Origin of the sequence: Exiguobacterium sp. s78 (assembly GCF_018618985.1) — a bacterium.
Lineage (GTDB): Bacteria > Bacillota > Bacilli > Exiguobacteriales > Exiguobacteriaceae > Exiguobacterium_A > Exiguobacterium_A abrahamii.
In genome coordinates this window covers 138,622-156,741 of sequence record NZ_JACSNB010000003.1, presented here as the reverse complement: position 1 = coordinate 156,741, position 18,120 = coordinate 138,622, and the positions used below count along the sequence as shown (strand labels likewise).

Below are 18,120 nucleotides of genomic sequence, written 5' to 3'. Positions count from 1 at the left end.
GCTCTTTTATAAGAGTTTCACCTTTCTTATTTGAAAAATCAGGAGGACCACTCATGCGTCTACTCACACTAAACTGTCATTCGTGGCAGGAAGAACAGCCACTCGAAAAATTAAACCAGATCGTTCAACAAATTCTCGCTCAAGATTATGATGTCGTCGCACTGCAAGAAGTGAGTCAATTGATGGATACACCCATCGCCTATGATGATGTGCGCAACGATAACTTTGCCTATTTAATCCAGCAAGCGTTAAAAGAACAAGGTCAAACCTACTCCCTCGTCTGGGATTTTGCTCATATCGGCTATGATAAGTATGAAGAAGGACTCGCTCTTTTGACGAAACACCCAATCTTAAAATCGGACAGTTATTATGTCAGCCGCAGTCAAGATACATTCGATTGGAAATCGCGAAAAATCGTCCGTGCGACGATCCAAGTCGACGGTACACCGATTACGTTCAATACATGCCATCTTGGCTGGTGGGCAGATGAAGTCGAACCGTTCCAGGAACAATTCAATCATTTGATGGCCCGGATGGATCCACTCGAATGGACATTCTTCCTCGGTGATTTCAACAACGATGCCTTAGAACGAAATACAGGTTATGACTATATGATGCAACGAGGATTACACGACGTCTTCCTGCTAGCTAAGGAAACGGTCGGAATTGAGACGATCAATGGCAACATCGATGGATGGGAAGACAATCAACAAGGATTGCGGATCGATCTCGTCTTATCGAATCGGAAAATTGACGTCGAACGCGTCGGGGTCGTATTCGATGGGATTCACGGTCCCGTCGTTTCCGATCACTACGGTGTTGAGGTCGATATTCAGATTCAAAAAAATGAACATTAAGTATTGACAACGCTTTCTTTTCTCCTTTAAGATGAAATCAAATCAATAGTGCGGATTGTGACAGTACGGCTGGCAAGACCGAAATGACACCTCGTTAGGAGAGGTGTTGTTCGGTCTTGCCTTTTTTTGTCTCATTCAGCACGTTTCATGAAAAAGGAGGACTTTTCCGATGGATTATCAACAAACTGCTAAACGTGTGCTCGAACTCGTCGGTGGACGCGAGAACATCATCACTGCTGCTCATTGCGCGACGCGTTTACGTCTTGTCTTGCATGATGAATCAAAGGTCGATCAAGCAGCACTTGAAGACTTAGATGGTGTCAGCGGTGCCTTCTCAAGTTCTGGTCAATACCAAATCATCTTTGGAACCGGTACCGTCAACAAGGTATTTGCTGCGTTTGCACCACTTGCCGGTGTAAAGGTCGATGGAGAAGAACCACTCGACGTTAAAAAGGCTGCATCGCAAAAATTAAATCCGTTCGCCCGTCTTGCCCGCTCGCTCTCGAACGTCTTCGTTCCACTCATTCCGGCAATCGTCGCAGCCGGTCTCTTGATGGGATTACTCGGTATGATCAAGGCCTTCGGTTGGGTTGACGGTGATTCACCGATCGTCCAACTACTGGATATGTTCTCGTCTTCTGCCTTCATCATCCTACCGATCCTGATCGGTTTCTCGGCAGCCCGTGAATTCGGTGCGAACCCGTACCTCGGTGCCGTCATCGGGGGGATCATGACACACCCGTCCCTCTTAAACCCTTGGACGCTCGGTAATAGTGATCCGGAAGTCATGAAGTTCCTCGGAATGAACATCGAGTTGATCGGTTATCAAGGAACGGTCTTCCCGGTTCTCTTAACCGTTTGGGTCATGGCAAAGATTGAACAACAAGTCCGGAAACGGACACCCGAAACGCTTGACTTACTCGTGACACCGTTCGTTACGGTTCTCGTCACTGGATTCCTGGCATTGATCGTCATTGGTCCGATCGGAACGTTACTCGGAAAAGGCATTTCATTCGTACTCGTCTTCTTCTATGAACAGTTCTCAGTCGTCGCCGGTCTTCTCTTCGGTGGACTTTATTCGACAATCGTCATCACAGGGATGCACCATAGTTTCCATGCTATTGAAGCAGGATTACTTGCAGATAAGAGTATCGGAAAGAACTTCCTCTTACCGATTTGGTCGATGGCGAATGTCGCTCAAGGTGGTGCCGGACTTGCCGTTTACTTCTTGACGAAGAACGTTAAACTCAAAGCACTCGCCCTACCGTCTGCGTTCTCAGCATTTCTCGGAATCACAGAACCCGTCATCTACGGTGTCAACTTACGTCTTGGAAAACCATTCATCGGTGGTGCCATTGGTGGTGCGATCGGTGGCGGTTATGTCGTCTTGACACAAGTCGCTGCGAACGCTTATGGATTAACTGGAATTCCGATGATTGCGATCGTCGCGCCACTCGGTGCGTCAAACTTGATCAACTATCTCGTCGGGTTCGCCATTGCAGTCGTCACTGCTTTCATCTCGACTGTCGTCTTGATGCGTCTCGATGCACGGAAACAAAAAGAAACGGACGTTGCTGCTTAATCCTTCATGCGACCAAACCGAGTCCTCGGGCTCGGTGGTCGCATTTGTCGGTTCGCAAAGCGCTGAAGTTCGCTTTATAATAAAAGAAAAGATCGGAAAGGAGGACGTCAGGCTGATTATTCATAAGATCCTCAATAACAACGCTGTTGTCGTCAAAGAAAATGGACAGGAACGCATCGTCATGGGACCAGGCATTGCTTTTGGAAAAAAGAAAAAAGATCCGATTCAAGCGACGAAGATCGAAAAAATGTTCATCCCTTCATTTGAAAATGCAGAACAGTTCAAAGAGATTCTGACAACGACACCACTTGAGATCATTGATTTATCGGAACGCATCATCTCACATGCAGAAGGTGAGCTCCAAACGCCGTTTCATGACTATATTCACGTCAGTCTGACGGACCACCTTGCTCATGCCGTACGATTAGCACGTGAACAACTCGTCGTGCATAATCGATTGGCAGAAGAGATTCGCCTTTTGTATGGACCGGAGTATGCGATTGGAGAATGGGCAGTTCTTGAGATCGAGCGTGCCTTACAGGTCACGCTACCGAAAGAAGAAGCTGCGAACATCGCGCTTCACTTATACAATGCACGCCAAACGCATCCGAATATGGCCACTGCGTTGCAGACGGTTACGTTACTCAATGAACTACGTGAACAGATCGAAGTCTTTTTTGGACAAACGATCGAGACCTCATCGATGACGTATTATCGTTTCTTTACGCACATGAAATTGGTCCTCGCCCGGATTGAACAAGGAGAAACCTTACACGACATGGATGATGTGATTTTATCTGCCGTCAAAACACGTTATGCTGAGGCTTATGCCTGTGCGAGTCAAATGGGCAATTGGTTGACTGTCGAACTCGATACACGTGTACCTGAATCAGAAATCGGCTATATGGCTTTACACATCGAACGGATTCGTCCGGATCTTGAAAGGAGTTCTACGTATGAAAATCTTTAGTTTAGGGGAAGCATTGATTGATTTGATTCCTCTTGATGCTGAAAACATGACGTTTCAAAAAAATCCTGGAGGTGCTCCTGCCAATGTCTCTGTCGGACTCGCTCGATTAGGCGCTGATAGTTATTTTCTTGGAGCTGTCGGTGATGATTCGATGGGACACTTCTTGAAAGATACGTTACATCATTATGGTGTTCGTACCGATCATCTCGTCCACGATTCGACGCAAAAAACAGGACTTGTGCTCGTTACGAACGGTCAGGATGGAGAGCGGTCGTTCGAGTTCATCAACGCGGAGCGCGCTGATATGCAATTCCACGAAACACATGTACCGGAGGATTTCACGTCCGTCGATTTATTACACATCGGTTCGATCTCTTTGATCACTGGAGAATCCGTCAACGCGACACGAAAAGCCATCGCACGTGCAAAAGCGCACCAAGTACCAGTCTCTTACGATCCGAACTTACGAGAGTCGCTATGGCCGAATCTTGACGAAGCGCGGACGACGATCCGGTCTGTCCTACCGGATGCACAAATCGTCAAACTTGCTGAGGAAGAATTGACGTTTCTAACTGGACAAACGAATCTTGATGACGGGGCTGCTGAATTGTTAGCTGAATATCCGATTCGTCTTCTTGCCATCACGCGAGGAAGTGAAGGATCGATTCTCTATACGGATCGTGCGATGGCTGTCATCGATGCGATTACGGTCGACGCAATCGATACGACAGGAGCTGGAGATGCCTTCATGTCCGGTTTACTCTACCAGTGCGCGTTACGCGATTTTTCGTTTGATTGGTCTGAAGATGAACTTCGCGACATCGGTCGATTCGCAGCGATTTCAGGCGGACTTGCTGCTTCCGTCAAAGGAGCGATGGCTGCTTTGCCAACGCTCGACGAAGTCGCTCATCGCTTGAATTGAATCGATGACTCAGTAGAAATAAGGATGGAGAGATTCCGGACCCAGTGCCAGAATCTCTCCATCCTTTTCATTTGATTGATGAGTCGTTTATTCACTAGAGAATTGATTAAGGTGTATCGATAAATCGTTTGATTTCATCTAACGACTCGTCCTGTTGTTCTTTTGGCGTTAATGGGCTGCTGTTATCCCCTTTTTGTCGACCGTACATACCAAAGTTCGCATGGTTCCCTTGCTTGATTTCATGGAATACGGCATCTTTTCGAACGTCCTGTTTACTTTTTTCGATATCAGCGACTGGTAAGACACCATCTCGTCCACCATAAATCGTCAACGAGGGCACATCAATCGAATCAATCGGATAGGACGCGAGGAAAACGATTCCTTTAATTTTCGGATGTTGTTCGACGATCGTCGAAGCTGCGCTTCCACCGAGCGAATGCCCGATCAGATACCACTTTTTGACCTGTGGATACTCCTCGATGACATCGAGTCCTTCGCTTGAGTCAAGCAACGCAATCCGAAACGGTAGCTTCGGGATGACGACGAAGTGCCCGTCTTTCGCTAGTTGCTTGCCGTAATAACTGTAGGCCGCTGCATCGACTTTTGCCCCTTGATAAAAGATGAATCCGACGTCACTCGTCTTTTTTCCAAATGTCACTTCACGTGGTGTAGCTGTCTCCACGTAAGATATCGCTTGGGGAGATGCATCATAATCGAACTGCGCCCAGATCATGAATGCAAATACGAGCAGTGCCAACAGCGCAGCAATCGTTCCAATGATTCTTATACTCCATTTTTTCATTTCATTCCCTCCCGTTACCGTTATACCCCACATTATGTGTTAAATCACATATGAAAACAAATATTAGAATTTTCAGTCATTGTAAGCATCCCTATCGCTTTTTCATGAATTGGTTTAAGATGAAACCAATATTGTTTTTTCGAAAGGAGATTCACGTTTTGCCGCGTACCCTTGTGTCTACGATTCAATGGTTTTTATTCATCATCTGTACTAACATTGCCCCGCCCCTTGCCATCGCAGCATCGTTTGAACTCTCGGGTGCCGAGACGCTTTCCTTCTTATCTCGTTGTCTATTCGTATTTGCCATCTTAAGTCTCTTTCAAGTCCTGCTAGGACACCGTCTACCGATCATGGAAGGTCCTGCTGGAATTTGGTGGGGTGTATTTGCTCTTTATTCGTCGATTGGTGTCACATTGTATGGCAGTTATTCAAACACGTTACAGTCGCTTGGATTCTTACTTCTACTCAGCGGTATCATCTGTATCGTATTGACGATGACAGGTGTCTTACGGCGCTTAGTCCCTCTTTTTACACCGCAAGTCATCGGTGTCTATATGCTGTTGCTGTCGGCACAGCTGTCCGGATCCGTCATGAAAGGATTACTCAATATCGAGGATGGACGAATTCAAGTATTACCTGCCGTCATCTCGATTCTGACGGTCTTGATCTCGCTTTATTTAGAACGAAGTGATCGCTTACGCCAGTACGCTTTATTAATCACGCTACTCGTCGGTTGGAGCATGTTTGCATTGATCGGTCGTGCCGAGATGCCAAGTTTCGATGGTCCACTGTTCACTTTACCGAGTTTATTGCCGTTCGGCGGTATTCATGTCGACTGGAGCTTATTACCGACAGCTCTCATCATCTCGTTGTTGTTAATGACGAACGTCTTAGCGAACATCAAGGTCATCGAACGGATCATCAGTGCCAAGCGTGGTGAAACCGTCAAAGGACAAGTCGGAACAGCTGGTATCACGGCTGGTATCGGACAACTCTTCGCTGGTCTGTTCGGTACGGTGGGTCCTGTCGCCATTTCCGGAACGGCTGGGTTTATTGCTTCAACAGATAACACGGACCGCAAAGCGTTCGTCTATGCGAATATCACGTGTCTCTTCCTCAGTATCGTGACACCATTCGTCGGATTGATCGCTAAAATCCCCGTCGCTGTCGGTTATGCGATGGTCGCACCGATCGTTGCCGGAATGGCAATCATCGGCGTCACGGAAGCAGCCCGCGACTTGAATCGTCAAACGGCGATGATCACGGTCGGTCTCCCGGTCCTTGTCGGCATCGGTGCGTTGTTACTACCAAAAGGAGCAACGGCCGATTTACCGCCACTCGTGACGACCCTGATGTCAAACGGTCTCGTCCTCGGAACATTGGTCGCCTTGCTCGCAGAAGGGTTACGCCATATCCGGACGAATGATTAATAAAAAGACGCTTTCTCGATTGAGAAAGCGTCTTTTTTCATGCATCAGCGAATACCGCGCATGTATTTTTGAAGTTTTGGTGCGAAAGCGAACAAGAGTAATCCGAAGATGACGGCAACGATACCTGTGATACCGAAGTACAAAATCTCCGTGTCATTCGTGTAGTATTTAACGATTTGTGCGTTGACCGCTTGACCTGTTGCGTTCGTCAAGAACCACAGACTCATCGTTTGCGCTGAGAAGGCTGCCGGCGCCAGTTTTGTTGTTGCCGATAGACCTACTGGTGACAAGAAGAGCTCACCGATGACGACGAGGAAGAAGCTCAGTGCAAGCCAGAGTGGACTAACTGACCTCTCCACACCGAACAGGATACCTGGTAGTGTCATGACGATGAACGAAAGTCCTGCGAACAGAAGACCAAACGAGAACTTTTGCATCGTCGTTGGTTGACGGTCACCGAGTTTGACCCAGAAGCTCGCAAACACAGGTGCTAGCACAATGATGAAGAGCGGATTCAACGATTGGAAGAATGCCGGTTGAATCTCGAATCCTAAGAATGAAAGGTTCGTCCGTTCACTTGCGAAGATGGAGAGGACGTATGAACCTTGTTCTTGGATTGCCCAGAAAATCGCTGCTGCGATGAACAACGGAATATACGCAATCAAACGTGAGCGCTCATCATCCGTGATCTTTGGACTACGAAGCATGACTGTGAAGTAAGCGATCGGAATCAAGATCCCGAGAATCGTGACCATTAAAGTAAAACGAGAAATCGTCAACAGTCCTGTCATCGATGCAACGACACCGAGTACAGCAATCACTACGACAACGATTGATGCGATCGTGATGAAACGTTTTTTCTCGTCCCCTTTTAATGGGTTCAAGACGTACGTACCCGCTTGACCAAGGTTTTTCTTTTTCGTCAAGACGAAGACGACAAGTCCTGCGAACATCCCGATGGCAGCGAGTGCGAAACCAGCGTGATATCCACCGCGGTCAGCCACTTCACCAACGACGAGTGGTGAGAGGAATGCACCAGCGTTGATTCCCATGTAGAAGATACTAAAACCAGCATCGCGGCGGTTATCCGTCTTGCTGTACAAATCACCGACGATATTCGATACGTTCGGTTTCAAGAAACCAGTACCGATGACGATGAGTCCCATCGAGATGAAGAGGGCTGTAATGCCTGCTGGTAAAGCAAGGACGATATGTCCTAGCATGATCAAAATACCACCATAGAAGACGGTCCGTGACGTACCGAGTAAACGGTCAGCTACCCATCCCCCAATGATCCCTGACATGTAGACGAGCGAACCATAAACGGCCATGATTGACGCAGCTGTCGTCTTATCGATACCTAGACCACCGTTGGCAACTGAATCGTACATGTAAAAGATAAGGATGGCACGCATGCCATAGTAGGAGAAACGCTCCCAAAACTCAGTGAAGAAGAGGGTGAACAACCCTTTCGGATTCCCGAAGAATCCTTTTTGCGGAACGGTCTTATAGACCTGATCGCGATCAAACTCTGCCATATGATCGGCTCCTTTCATCAATCCTAAATAAGTGCATAATCCATCATCTTTTCCCGCTTTCCCCAAACGATAAGCGTGACGAAACAGATAGGATACGAATACACTGTTTTGCCTGAATTGTCTCACTTCTTTTTTTATATATGAGACAGCACTTTACCATTCAACCGCAAATCATTTGACGAGTCAAATATTATTTACGTTACAAGAATAACAAAAAGAGCAGTCGACTACTCGACTGCTCAGGATTGCATCTGTTTCGATTCGATGATTGTAATTCCAGGCGGTGCATGTAATGTTTCACGGATCATCGCCGCAGCGACTTGACCAGCTTCGATCGGAGCAATGGCGCTCCGCTTCAACAAGGGGCGTAAGACCGTCGAAATTTTCGCAGCCGCTTGTTCGCCTAAGCGGAATTCATCTCGATCCCCTAATAACAAGGATGGTCTAAAAATCAATAACGCGTCATACCCCAGTACACGTAATCCGTTTTCCGTGTCCCCTTTTACGCGATTGTAGAAGGTTTTGGCATTCGGATGGGCACCGAGCGCCGAAATTAAGGCAAATCGTGTCGCCCCGAGGTCTAACAATTCACGGCCAAGTTCAATCGGATATGTGTAGTCAACCTGACGAAATGCCTCTTGTGATCCTGCTTGTTTGATCGTCGTGCCCAGTGCACAATAGACATGGTCAACGACAGGTAGTTCAATTTCTGTCACACGATCAAAATCAATCACCCATTCTTCCAATTTCGGATGAAAACGGCGCATCGGGCGGCGAACGAGAACATGTACCTCGCTATACGTATCTTCTGCCAACAAACGATCGACGAGTTCTTGTCCGACTAGACCAGATGCTCCTAAAATTGCTGCTCTCATACGTTTCTCCCTCCTTCATGCTGTCGACCAATTGGTACGAAATAGGAACGGTTTCCAGTAATCCGTTCTCCGGCACGTACACCAATCGCACTTGGTCTTCCTCCTAAAATAAAGACACCATACATATACGCGACTTCTCCCTCTTCCTGAAGTGAGTACGTCGGTAATTCTTGATACGCTTGATAAACAGCCGGTTGATCACGAAACGTATGCTGTTCATTCTTTAGCATGATATGTCCTTGTCCATCATGGACCGTCACGGTATCTCCTTCACGCCCGAAGATTGGTTTTTTAACGAATAATCGCTGGCTTGAAATGAATGGATCAGCGGATAAGTACGTCGGTAAAAAGTAACGCGTAATCGTCATATGGTCCGTTTCGCTCAAGTACGGATGATTGGCTTCATGCAACATCCAGATCAATGCAAGAACCGACTTAGCTTGCATTAAAAAGGCAGACGGCGGGTTGATGATTTCGAGTCGACCCGTCTCGACGAGTTGCAGGAGTAATTGTCCTAAATTTCTTCCGTCCTCATCCCGGTCAAGTAAGGCCATCTCGATCGGAAAGGTTTGACGATATAAGATATCGATTCTTTTACCAGCCTCATCGTACAGACCTTCTTCCGGACGAATCTCTAATGCATGAAGTGGACAATAGGTCGCATCACTCCAAAACGACTGCAAATACTCAGCCGTCAATCGATCCTCGATGTGGTCACCATGTGAGGTGAAGACGACATGCGGATGCTGTTTCGTCCGATGTATCGCGGCTTCGATCGCACGACGGACAGTTGCCTTCAGCCATTTGTTTTCCCCATCGTTGACCCGTTCAAAACCTTGTTTTTCCGCTACGACATCATTGACTTCAAATACTTCTTTAATGAAAGTCGGCGTATCCGCGTTCCATTCCATGAGTGAGATACGATCTGCCGTCGCAATGAAATCAAAGCGTCCGATGACGGTCAACGGTCGCATCGTCTCGAGTCGCAAAAAAGCGAGACTTTCAACTGGAAAGCCCAGCTCGAGCAGTGCCTCATCATCCATCGATCGAAGAATCGGAAGTACTTTTTCAAATATCTTGTAAACTTCTTGCGCCGCGATATGCAGTTGGTCGATTCGTTCGTCCGAGATGGGCATGATTTCCGTCACAGCGTACGGTTCCCCGTCTAGCACATCCCAAAAACGATCGATGTCTCCGTAAAAGGTTTGTCGTCTATTCATCCGCCGAAAAAGCCGGAAGATGAGCCTGTTCCGAATCCCTTTGTCTTCGTGTTATAACTCTTTACTTCTTTTGATTTCGGCGTATACCCTTTTGTTCGCATCGCACTATGCATCAAGGCACGTGATGCGAAATAACTACCGCCCCAGTAATAGTATCCTGAATGGGTTGATGAACTATCATCACAGTACCAAACGCCTTCATCATTATCATACTCATAGTCATCACAATCCGGATCATCTGGTCGTTCCGCTCGTGCATCATCCGATCCACACCCACTCAGTGTCGTTCCGATCAACAGTGTTGCAGCTAGTGTCGCTTGTTTCATCCAATTCACCGTCTCAGTCCCCTTTCCTTTTACTCTCGTTATGGATAGTATACGCTTTTTTGGAGAGAAAAGTTTCTTTGTTCTGTCGGAACTTTTTTTCCTTCAATGTGGTAATAGTATCTATAGAACGAAAAGGAGGATTTACGCATGTCACTTGCCTACTACGTTGAAGAAAATGGTGAATTCCATCCGATCTATCAATATGATCGTTATGCGATCGAACCGGAAGAGATCATTGCCCACCAACTCTGCGAATTTCATATCATCGAAGGACATCAATACGAGCTTCGTTCCAATGAGATGGCAGGTGAATATGATCAATTGATCGTCGACCACATTAAAGCATCACCACGTGCGACAGAAGAACGCGTTTATCCACCGCATCAAATTCATATCGAGTTCAGACAGTATTTATCTGACAGCGCGCAACCGCTCTTAAAGACATCAACGGTTCCGAATCACGTCCAAGCGATGCGTTTTTTGATCAAGGACAAGATCGAAGTCGAAGGCCACGGTGTGTTTGAGCGTGACAGCTGTGAAATCGATATCGACCGGAATTGTTACGTCGTCTATCTTGCCGATACACTTTGAGATGTAAAATCAGGTCTCTTCATTTCCAAGAGACGTTTTTTTTGGCATACTAGAAAGTAAGAACGAATCAATCGAGGTGAACGAACATGAGTGAACAACCAAAAAAACTATCATTGCAAGAGGCAATGATTGAACGCTTGAAAGCAAAAAAACAAGCGCAAACAAAACGTCCGACTGGCTTACAAGGAACACAAACGAAACAATTGACGAGCCAACAGACGAAAAAAGCAAACAACCAGAAAAAACGGACAGGCGTCTAAGTCACAGGAATTCATGAAATAAGGAGTAATTATGAGTATTTTAACGGTATCTAACTTAAGTCACGGATTCGGTGACCGCGCCATTTTCGAAAATGTCTCCTTCCGCCTGTTAAAAGGCGAGCACATCGGTCTCGTCGGTGCGAACGGTGAAGGAAAATCGACGTTCATGAACATCATTACGTCGCAACTTGAGCCGGATGAAGGAAAAGTCGAATGGGCGAAGCATGTACGCGTTGGTTATTTGGATCAGCACGCTGTCCTTGAAAAAGGATTAACCATCCGCGATGCACTTAAAGGTGCATTCCAGTACATGTTCGACATCGAACAGGAAATCAATGATTTGTACGGTAAAATGGGCGAAGTCGAGCCAGAGGAACTGGAAAAAATGCTCGAAGAAGTCGGCGTCTTGCAGGACATTCTGACGAATAACGACTTCTATACGATCGATGCAAAAGTCGAAGAAATCGCGCGCGGTCTTGGGCTCGATGAGATCGGACTCGACCGGGATGTACAAGAGCTCAGTGGTGGACAGCGGACGAAAATCCTGCTCGCCAAACTCCTTCTTGAAAAACCGGACATTCTCTTACTTGATGAGCCGACCAACTATCTCGATGTCCAGCATATCGAATGGTTGAAACGCTACTTGAATGAATATGAGAATGCGTTCATCTTGATTTCGCACGACATTCCATTCCTCAATAGCGTCATCAACTTGATTTATCATATGGAAAATCAAGAATTGAATCGTTATGTCGGTGATTACGACAACTTCGTTACGATCCATGAAGCGAAGAAAAAGCAACTCGAGTCTGCGTTCAAGCGTCAACAGCAGGAAATCTCTGAGTTGAAGGACTTCGTTGCCCGGAACAAGGCACGTGTCTCGACACGGAACATGGCGATGTCACGTCAGAAGAAGCTCGATAAGATGGATGTCATCGAACTTGCGCAAGAGCGTCCAAAACCAGAGTTCCACTTCCTCCAAGCACGGACACCAAGTAAATTGATGTTCGAAGCAAAAGGTCTCGTCATCGGATACGATGAGCCACTTTCGCGCCCTCTTGATCTGACGATCGAACGTGGGCAGAAGATTGCGTTGCACGGTGCGAACGGAATCGGGAAATCGACGTTGCTCAAGAGTTTGCTCGGTGAAATTCCAGCTGTCTCGGGTGTCGTTGAGCGAGGCGAGAACTTGCATATCGGGTACTTCGAACAAGAAGTTAAAGAGAAGAACTCGAATACGTGTATCGAAGAGATTTGGAATACGTTCCCGTCTCTGACACAACAACAAGTCCGTGCTATGCTCGCGAAGTGTGGTTTGATGACGAAACACATCGAATCGAAAATCGAAGTGCTCAGCGGTGGGGAAAAAGCGAAAGTCCGTCTTTGTAAATTGATGAATACGGAATCGAACATCCTCGTACTCGATGAGCCGACGAACCACTTGGACGTCGAAGCCAAAGAAGAATTAAAACGTGCGTTACAAGAGTACAAAGGAACAGTCCTGTTGATCTCACACGAACCAGAATTCTATGAAGCTGTTGCGACAGACTTATGGAACTGTGAATCATGGACGACAAAAGTATTCTAAGCTACATCATACAAAAGATGGGATGCCCAGAAGGGTATCCCATCTTTTTAGTTCATACACTTAATCATTGCATGATCGTGCATCTTCACGCACACTAAGACTTAGAAAATGATTATGAAGGAGCGTGTTTTTTTGGAAACGATCACGAAAAAGGCAACACTATCCTATCTCCATGTTCCAAGCGGTGGTTCAGAACAGTTGATTGCCCGTCTCTATTCACCTGAACATACAGCGGATGCTCCACTGATTGTACTCTTCCACGGATTTCCCGGGAAACAGTTGAACATGGACTGGGCAGTTCAACTTCAAAGTGCAGGGTACCATGTACTCGTCACGTCGTATCGTGGAACGATCGGTAGTCCTGGAACCTTTCGATTCCAACATGTTTTGGAAGATGCGACCGCGACACTACAGCACGTCTGCTCAGAGCCTTTCACTGCCGAACATGGCATCAAGGCGGATCAGATTACCGTCGTTGGTCATAGCATGGGTGGATTCGCCGGTCTACATGCTTTTGCTGAGACACCGGAGGTTGCACATTATGTCGGGATCTCTCCGTTTAATTTTGGTCTCGTCGGTCAGCTCGTCCTCGAACACCCGGAATACGAAGCTGCGCTACACGGTGTACTCGAACGAGGAGCTGGTTTCCTAAATGGTGCCGTTGCTGACGCGTTACTCGATGAGTTAAAGCACCATCATACGACTTGGAACTTACTGACGCTAAAAGAACGTCTAGCCGATCGCTCGATGTTGCTTATGACGTCAGAACGAGACGAAACTTCGATCAAAGCACTCCATCATGACTTATTGCTATCCGGCAGTCCGTTCGAGGAAGCGATCGTCGATAGTGATCACAACTATATCGAAAATCGGGACGCTGCCTTTAACGAATGGACGTCTTGGCTCGCCCGACAATAAAAAGAGCGCTCAGCGTACGACTGAGCGCTCTTTTGCTGAAGTTCGAGTCCGTTGCACAGGACGGATCCGCATCCGGTATAGGACGAGCGTAAACATCGTCAGTGTTGAGACAGCGTACCAGATCGTCGTAAACAGGGTTCCGGTATCCGTACCGATGAATAGACCGTGTGCCGTCATTAATAGCCAAGCAGGTAAGACGAGCCAGTGTGTCAATTTCCAAAGCGTCTTGCCTAACGTCTCCTTTAAGAAATCCGAAGTCACGAGAACGAACCCGAATAAGTAGAGACTGATCGTTCCTAGCGCATTCCAGAGTGGTTCATAAGAAGCTTGGCCTGGAATCAGGACCTCAAAGATTGTCAGTGGCGCGTATGAATCGACGATGATGAGCGTCGCATGAAGGACGATTGCGAGCAAACCTGCCCAGCCACTATATAAATGCACGTGATACAGTCGTGCTTTTTGTTTTTTGAGTACCGGGTAGGAACCGAGCAATCCCGCTAAGACAGAAATCGTCATGAAGAAGTGCCCACTTAATCCACTCAACCGGATCATCGTCCATGTTGAGAACAACCATTTCATCCAGTCCATGTCTCACTCACTCCTTTCTGTTCACTTCGCCATTCCCCAGCAGTATCCAAAATCAATAATCGTCCTTTTGGAAACCAACGAAACAGCTTTTCTTGACGTTCTGTCTCTGTCATCTGAAAGGCAAGTTTCGTCATGACTTCGGCTTCATAGAGTTGTGGCGCAGATGCGGTTACTTGAAGAATCGGACTTTTCGTCGGACGTCCTGTTCGTCCATCTAACAAATGATGATGCGTCTGTCCGTCCGTCTTCCACGATCGATAGACACGGTTCGATGTCGCGACCGCGCCTTGTCGCAACTGCACATCAGCGACGCGTTGTTCGGTCTCGGGATGCGTGATCGTGATATTCCATGGTTCCTCATCGGACCAGACGATGACGTCGCCTCCCGCTTCAATCAATCCACGATTCCAGCTTTTTCGTAGTCGTTGCGCTGCAATCATCGCGGCAGCTCCTTTTCCGATGCCACCTAGGTCGATAAAACCGCCTCCGACTCGCGTCACGTCACATCCTTCAATGATGAATGGAGCGATCTCTGGTGGAGCAACCTCTTCATAAGCGACAGCTTGTGTGAAAGGAAATGATTGCCGATAGCCATTGGCTTGTTGTTGCGCCAGCAGGAATGGGGAAAAATAACGTTCGGTCTGCTCGAAATATCGAGTAGCGCGGGCAAGCAAGCGGGCTAACGGTAAGGACACCGATAACGTGTCGCCGATCCGTAAGCGATTCAATCGACTGACTTCACTTTGCTCATCAAAGCGTGACCACTGCCGATCCACATAATGAAAGAATCGGACAAGTTCCTCCCATTCTGCTTCATCGATCGGCTGATCCGTTACGAACCGCACCTGATTATGCATCGCATACAATTGTCGCTCCATCTTCCTCCTCCTTACCTCGAATGGCTAGACTGACCGTCACTCGATCCACCGGGTTGACTGAAGCCAGATGATTCATCACCTTGCCATTGATCATCATCGTCTTCTTCGTAATATCCATCATCCCCTTCGTATTCGCCTTCATCATCGCTATATTGATTCCCTTGAGATGGTAATGTCGTATCGTTCGAATACGTATCGCCTGTCGAAACAGGTGTCGTCGAGGGATCGTTCGAACTGACACTCAACTGACCAATGGCGAGTCCGATGAAGACGGAACTACTAAGCCCGACAAGCCATTTCGCAAATGGTTTGGGTTTCATCTGTTTCCTCTCCCTTCTTGTTACGTTTACTGTATCGAAAAAAACTGACAACTAACTGACGGCAACTATGGGATAATGAGAAAAAAAGAGGAGCGATGTGCATGCGCGTTTTGGTAGCAGAAGATGATCAGCGTCTTGCAAAGATGTTACGCCTCCATTTGGAGCGGGCAGGATATCAGGTAGATGTTGCGCAGGATGGAGTGGAAGCGCTCCTCCAATGTCAGACGTATCGCTATGACTTACTCGTTCTCGATTGGATGATGCCTCGCAAGAGCGGAGTCGAAGTCGCCGCTACCTTACGGAAAGAACAGTTTGAAGGCGGCATCTTGATGCTGACTGCTCGCGATACGGAAATCGATCTCGTTCATGGTCTCGATAGTGGAGCCGATGACTATCTCGTTAAACCGTTTCAATCGAATGAATTACTGGCACGTTTGCGCGCGCTCAGTCGTCGTCAACAAAAGGCATTCGTGTCAACGGTCTCTTTCAATGGACTAGTCCTCGATCTGTCCTCACAAACGATTTCCTACAAACATCATCCGATTGATTTAACACGACGTGAATTTGAATTCCTTTCTTTGCTCTTAAGACGACCTGAACAGGTGATGAGTCGTGAATTAATCATCGAAGTCGTATGGGGGATCGGAGCGGATATTACGGATAACGCGCTCGATGCGCTCGTCCGACTCGTTCGGAAAAAATTAGATGCGGTCGGAGCTCCTAATTTGATCCGGACAGTTCGCGGATTCGGTTATCGTTTAGGTGATCCGCATGCTTGAATCGATTCGAAAACGACTAACCTTGTTATTCAGTGGTTCGTTTTTTCTTGTACTAGTCCTCATCCTGATCGGAGTGTATGTCACAAACGCCCAATTGCTGAATCGGATGGAATTGAATCAATTGAAGGGCGTATCTGATCGAGATATCTTCGAACGGATCGAGCATGGGGAAGATCAATTCATTCGAAATCCGATCTACTTCCAGTTACTCGATGGTTCAGGAAACGAACGCTATGAAAGTCTGCCGCCAGACGTCGAGTCTAAAACACTACGCCGTTTTTTAAGCTCGAATGATACGACGAAACAAGTGGAATGGGATGATCGACACTTCTTGCTGTATCAACGGAGTACCGAAGAAGGACGACTACTACTGATGAAGGACATCTCTCCGACCGAAGACACCTTACAGCGATTGATTGCCGTTCTGGCGGGGATCGCGGTGCTCGCAACGATTGTCCTGACGCTAGTCGGATACATTCTTGCTGGTCGAGCCGTCATTCCGGTGCAACAAGCATTCGATCGCCAACGTCGTTTTACGTCCGATGCTTCACATGAACTACGGACACCTCTGACAATCGTCTATAGCGGAATTGAATTGCTAGAAGCGGAATCACTTTCGAATGAAGGGCGTACGATTCTAGAGGACATTAAAGCAGAAACGGCAGGCATGCAGTATTTAGTCTCTGATTTATTATTACTTGCGCGAGAAGGACAACCTTCACCGAAACAGGAAGTTGACCTTAGTTCACTCGTTCAAAAGACCGTCGAACGTTTTCAGCATGCCTACTCGGATCGCGTCATTCACGCCTCGATAATGCCTGACTTACGCATGAAAGGGGATGCCCATCAATTGAACCGCTTATTGACGGTCTTTCTTGAAAATGCTCTTGTCTACAGCGATGAAGCCATTGATGTCTCCCTCGAAGAAACTGCTACAGAACGCCAGTTGACGATACAGGACCGTGGAATCGGTATCGCTTCCAATCAACAAACTAAAATATTCGAGCGTTTTTACCGGGGGGACCATTCGCGTCACGGAACAGGAACCGGTCTTGGGCTATCGATTTCTCAATCCATTGTGGAGCAACATGGCGGAACGATTTCCATTGATTCCACATTAGGTGAGGGCACACGGTTCATCATTCATTTCCCCACTCTTTAAAACGGTGTCAGTTAACCGTCAGATAAGCAGGGTAAAGTGAAATTATGCTTTACCATACTTATCCAAGGAGGTCTTTGATATGTTGGGGAACGTACCGCTTCATCCACTTCTTGTTCATGCACCGATTGCACTTTTATTATTTGCGACGATCTTATTACTCGTCAGTCTGAAATGGACGCAATTCAAACTGTTTGCTCTTTTTACGTTAGTCGTCGGTCTGATTTCCGGAGTCGTCGCCTATTTGTCTGGAGACGGAGCAGAAGAGTATGCGGAAGCGAACTTAAGCAGTGTTACTCATGCTGCTATCGAAAATCATGAACATTTCGCGTTGTTCAGTCTTCTTGCCTTTGGTGTCTCGCTGTTATTTCTGTTATTGGGTTACCGCTCAAACAAAAAAATGTTTTTGTTACTTAGTTTCGTTGTTGCGATCGTCGGTAGCGGGTTGCTTGCTTATACCGGACATCTCGGTGGTCAGATGGTCTATGCCAAATAAAAACAAGAGCCGGTCTATTTT

Annotated in this window: 20 protein-coding genes; 12 read left to right on the top strand and 8 right to left on the bottom strand. The window is 47.1% G+C overall.

What is annotated here, in order from left to right:
- The first annotated feature begins 53 nt into the window (after positions 1-53).
- The 4 genes from KNQ18_RS13860 to KNQ18_RS13845 all read left to right on the top strand — a co-directional run bounded on the left by KNQ18_RS13860 (position 54) and on the right by KNQ18_RS13845 (position 4,331).
- The gene (locus KNQ18_RS13860; RefSeq protein ID WP_215085202.1) at positions 54-857 is read left to right on the top strand and encodes an endonuclease/exonuclease/phosphatase family protein; all 804 of its coding nucleotides are present in this window, start codon (positions 54-56) and stop codon (positions 855-857) included.
- A gap of 169 nt (positions 858-1,026) precedes the next feature.
- Positions 1,027-2,439, top strand: a complete 1,413-nt coding sequence (locus tag KNQ18_RS13855) for a sucrose-specific PTS transporter subunit IIBC (RefSeq protein ID WP_023469730.1) — start codon at positions 1,027-1,029, stop codon at positions 2,437-2,439.
- 76 nt (positions 2,440-2,515) lie between these two features.
- Positions 2,516-3,409 (top strand): PRD domain-containing protein, encoded by an 894-nt coding sequence (locus KNQ18_RS13850; protein ID WP_323679827.1) that lies wholly within the window; start codon positions 2,516-2,518, stop codon positions 3,407-3,409.
- The gene (locus KNQ18_RS13845; RefSeq protein WP_050677176.1) at positions 3,396-4,331 is read left to right on the top strand and encodes a carbohydrate kinase family protein; all 936 of its coding nucleotides are present in this window, start codon (positions 3,396-3,398) and stop codon (positions 4,329-4,331) included. The genes KNQ18_RS13850 and KNQ18_RS13845 overlap by 14 nt, the downstream gene beginning before the upstream one ends.
- Positions 4,332-4,437: 106 nt before the next feature.
- Here the strand turns inward: KNQ18_RS13845 and KNQ18_RS13840 are convergent, their stop codons facing one another.
- Positions 4,438-5,133 (bottom strand): alpha/beta hydrolase, encoded by a 696-nt coding sequence (locus KNQ18_RS13840; RefSeq protein WP_064300700.1) that lies wholly within the window; start codon positions 5,131-5,133, stop codon positions 4,438-4,440.
- Between the two features lie 158 nt (positions 5,134-5,291).
- On the opposite strand from KNQ18_RS13840, the gene KNQ18_RS13835 reads away from it, so the two are divergent.
- Positions 5,292-6,563 (top strand): purine/pyrimidine permease, encoded by a 1,272-nt coding sequence (locus tag KNQ18_RS13835; protein WP_023469734.1) that lies wholly within the window; start codon positions 5,292-5,294, stop codon positions 6,561-6,563.
- A gap of 44 nt (positions 6,564-6,607) precedes the next feature.
- Here KNQ18_RS13835 and KNQ18_RS13830 read toward each other — a convergent pair whose 3' ends face one another.
- From KNQ18_RS13830 to KNQ18_RS13815, 4 genes are all read right to left on the bottom strand, one after another.
- On the bottom strand, positions 6,608-8,101 hold the full coding sequence (locus KNQ18_RS13830) for a peptide MFS transporter (RefSeq protein ID WP_215085200.1): 1,494 nt from the start codon (positions 8,099-8,101) through the stop codon (positions 6,608-6,610).
- A 239-nt stretch (positions 8,102-8,340) separates the two neighbouring features.
- Entirely contained in the window at positions 8,341-8,976 is a 636-nt protein-coding gene (locus tag KNQ18_RS13825; RefSeq protein ID WP_149428020.1) for a Rossmann-fold NAD(P)-binding domain-containing protein, read from the bottom strand.
- Complete coding sequence (locus tag KNQ18_RS13820; RefSeq protein WP_149428021.1) at positions 8,973-10,196, bottom strand: glutathionylspermidine synthase family protein; 1,224 nt, start codon at positions 10,194-10,196, stop codon at positions 8,973-8,975. Before KNQ18_RS13820 ends, KNQ18_RS13825 begins: the two co-directional genes overlap by 4 nt.
- Positions 10,193-10,522 (bottom strand): hypothetical protein, encoded by a 330-nt coding sequence (locus KNQ18_RS13815; RefSeq protein ID WP_035395686.1) that lies wholly within the window; start codon positions 10,520-10,522, stop codon positions 10,193-10,195. Before KNQ18_RS13815 ends, KNQ18_RS13820 begins: the two co-directional genes overlap by 4 nt.
- Before the next feature lie 147 nt (positions 10,523-10,669).
- On the opposite strand from KNQ18_RS13815, the gene KNQ18_RS13810 reads away from it, so the two are divergent.
- The 4 genes from KNQ18_RS13810 to KNQ18_RS13795 all read left to right on the top strand — a co-directional run bounded on the left by KNQ18_RS13810 (position 10,670) and on the right by KNQ18_RS13795 (position 13,879).
- A complete protein-coding gene (locus KNQ18_RS13810) occupies positions 10,670-11,113 on the top strand; it encodes a hypothetical protein (RefSeq protein ID WP_058704372.1) in 444 nt (147 codons plus the stop codon).
- Positions 11,114-11,199: 86 nt separating this feature from the next.
- Positions 11,200-11,373 carry a hypothetical protein gene (locus tag KNQ18_RS13805; RefSeq protein WP_023469740.1) on the top strand — a complete coding sequence of 58 codons (174 nt, stop codon included), beginning with the start codon at positions 11,200-11,202 and terminating at the stop codon, positions 11,371-11,373.
- A gap of 31 nt (positions 11,374-11,404) precedes the next feature.
- Positions 11,405-12,961, top strand: a complete 1,557-nt coding sequence (locus tag KNQ18_RS13800; RefSeq protein WP_023469741.1) for an ABC-F family ATP-binding cassette domain-containing protein — start codon at positions 11,405-11,407, stop codon at positions 12,959-12,961.
- Between the two features lie 132 nt (positions 12,962-13,093).
- Positions 13,094-13,879 carry an alpha/beta hydrolase family protein gene (locus KNQ18_RS13795; RefSeq protein ID WP_215085198.1) on the top strand — a complete coding sequence of 262 codons (786 nt, stop codon included), beginning with the start codon at positions 13,094-13,096 and terminating at the stop codon, positions 13,877-13,879.
- 9 nt (positions 13,880-13,888) lie between these two features.
- On the opposite strand, the gene KNQ18_RS13790 is transcribed toward KNQ18_RS13795, so the two are convergent.
- Genes KNQ18_RS13790 through KNQ18_RS13780 form a run of 3 tightly spaced genes read right to left on the bottom strand, consistent with a single transcriptional unit; the run spans position 13,889 to position 15,665 of the window.
- Complete coding sequence (locus KNQ18_RS13790; protein ID WP_215085196.1) at positions 13,889-14,467, bottom strand: ferric reductase-like transmembrane domain-containing protein; 579 nt, start codon at positions 14,465-14,467, stop codon at positions 13,889-13,891.
- Complete coding sequence (locus tag KNQ18_RS13785) at positions 14,455-15,345, bottom strand: FAD:protein FMN transferase (RefSeq protein WP_064300705.1); 891 nt, start codon at positions 15,343-15,345, stop codon at positions 14,455-14,457. Before KNQ18_RS13785 ends, KNQ18_RS13790 begins: the two co-directional genes overlap by 13 nt.
- Before the next feature lie 11 nt (positions 15,346-15,356).
- Positions 15,357-15,665, bottom strand: coding sequence for a hypothetical protein (locus KNQ18_RS13780; protein WP_215085194.1), 309 nt, complete (start codon positions 15,663-15,665; stop codon positions 15,357-15,359).
- A 101-nt stretch (positions 15,666-15,766) separates the two neighbouring features.
- Here KNQ18_RS13780 and KNQ18_RS13775 point away from each other — a divergent pair, with 101 nt between their 5' ends.
- The 3 genes from KNQ18_RS13775 (at position 15,767) to KNQ18_RS13765 (ending at position 18,099) form a co-directional block, all read left to right on the top strand.
- Complete coding sequence (locus KNQ18_RS13775; protein ID WP_149428024.1) at positions 15,767-16,444, top strand: response regulator transcription factor; 678 nt, start codon at positions 15,767-15,769, stop codon at positions 16,442-16,444.
- Entirely contained in the window at positions 16,437-17,606 is a 1,170-nt protein-coding gene (locus KNQ18_RS13770) for a sensor histidine kinase (RefSeq protein ID WP_215085192.1), read from the top strand. Before KNQ18_RS13775 ends, KNQ18_RS13770 begins: the two co-directional genes overlap by 8 nt.
- A 79-nt stretch (positions 17,607-17,685) precedes the next feature.
- A complete protein-coding gene (locus tag KNQ18_RS13765; protein ID WP_149428026.1) occupies positions 17,686-18,099 on the top strand; it encodes a DUF2231 domain-containing protein in 414 nt (137 codons plus the stop codon).
- Positions 18,100-18,120: the final 21 nt, after the last annotated feature.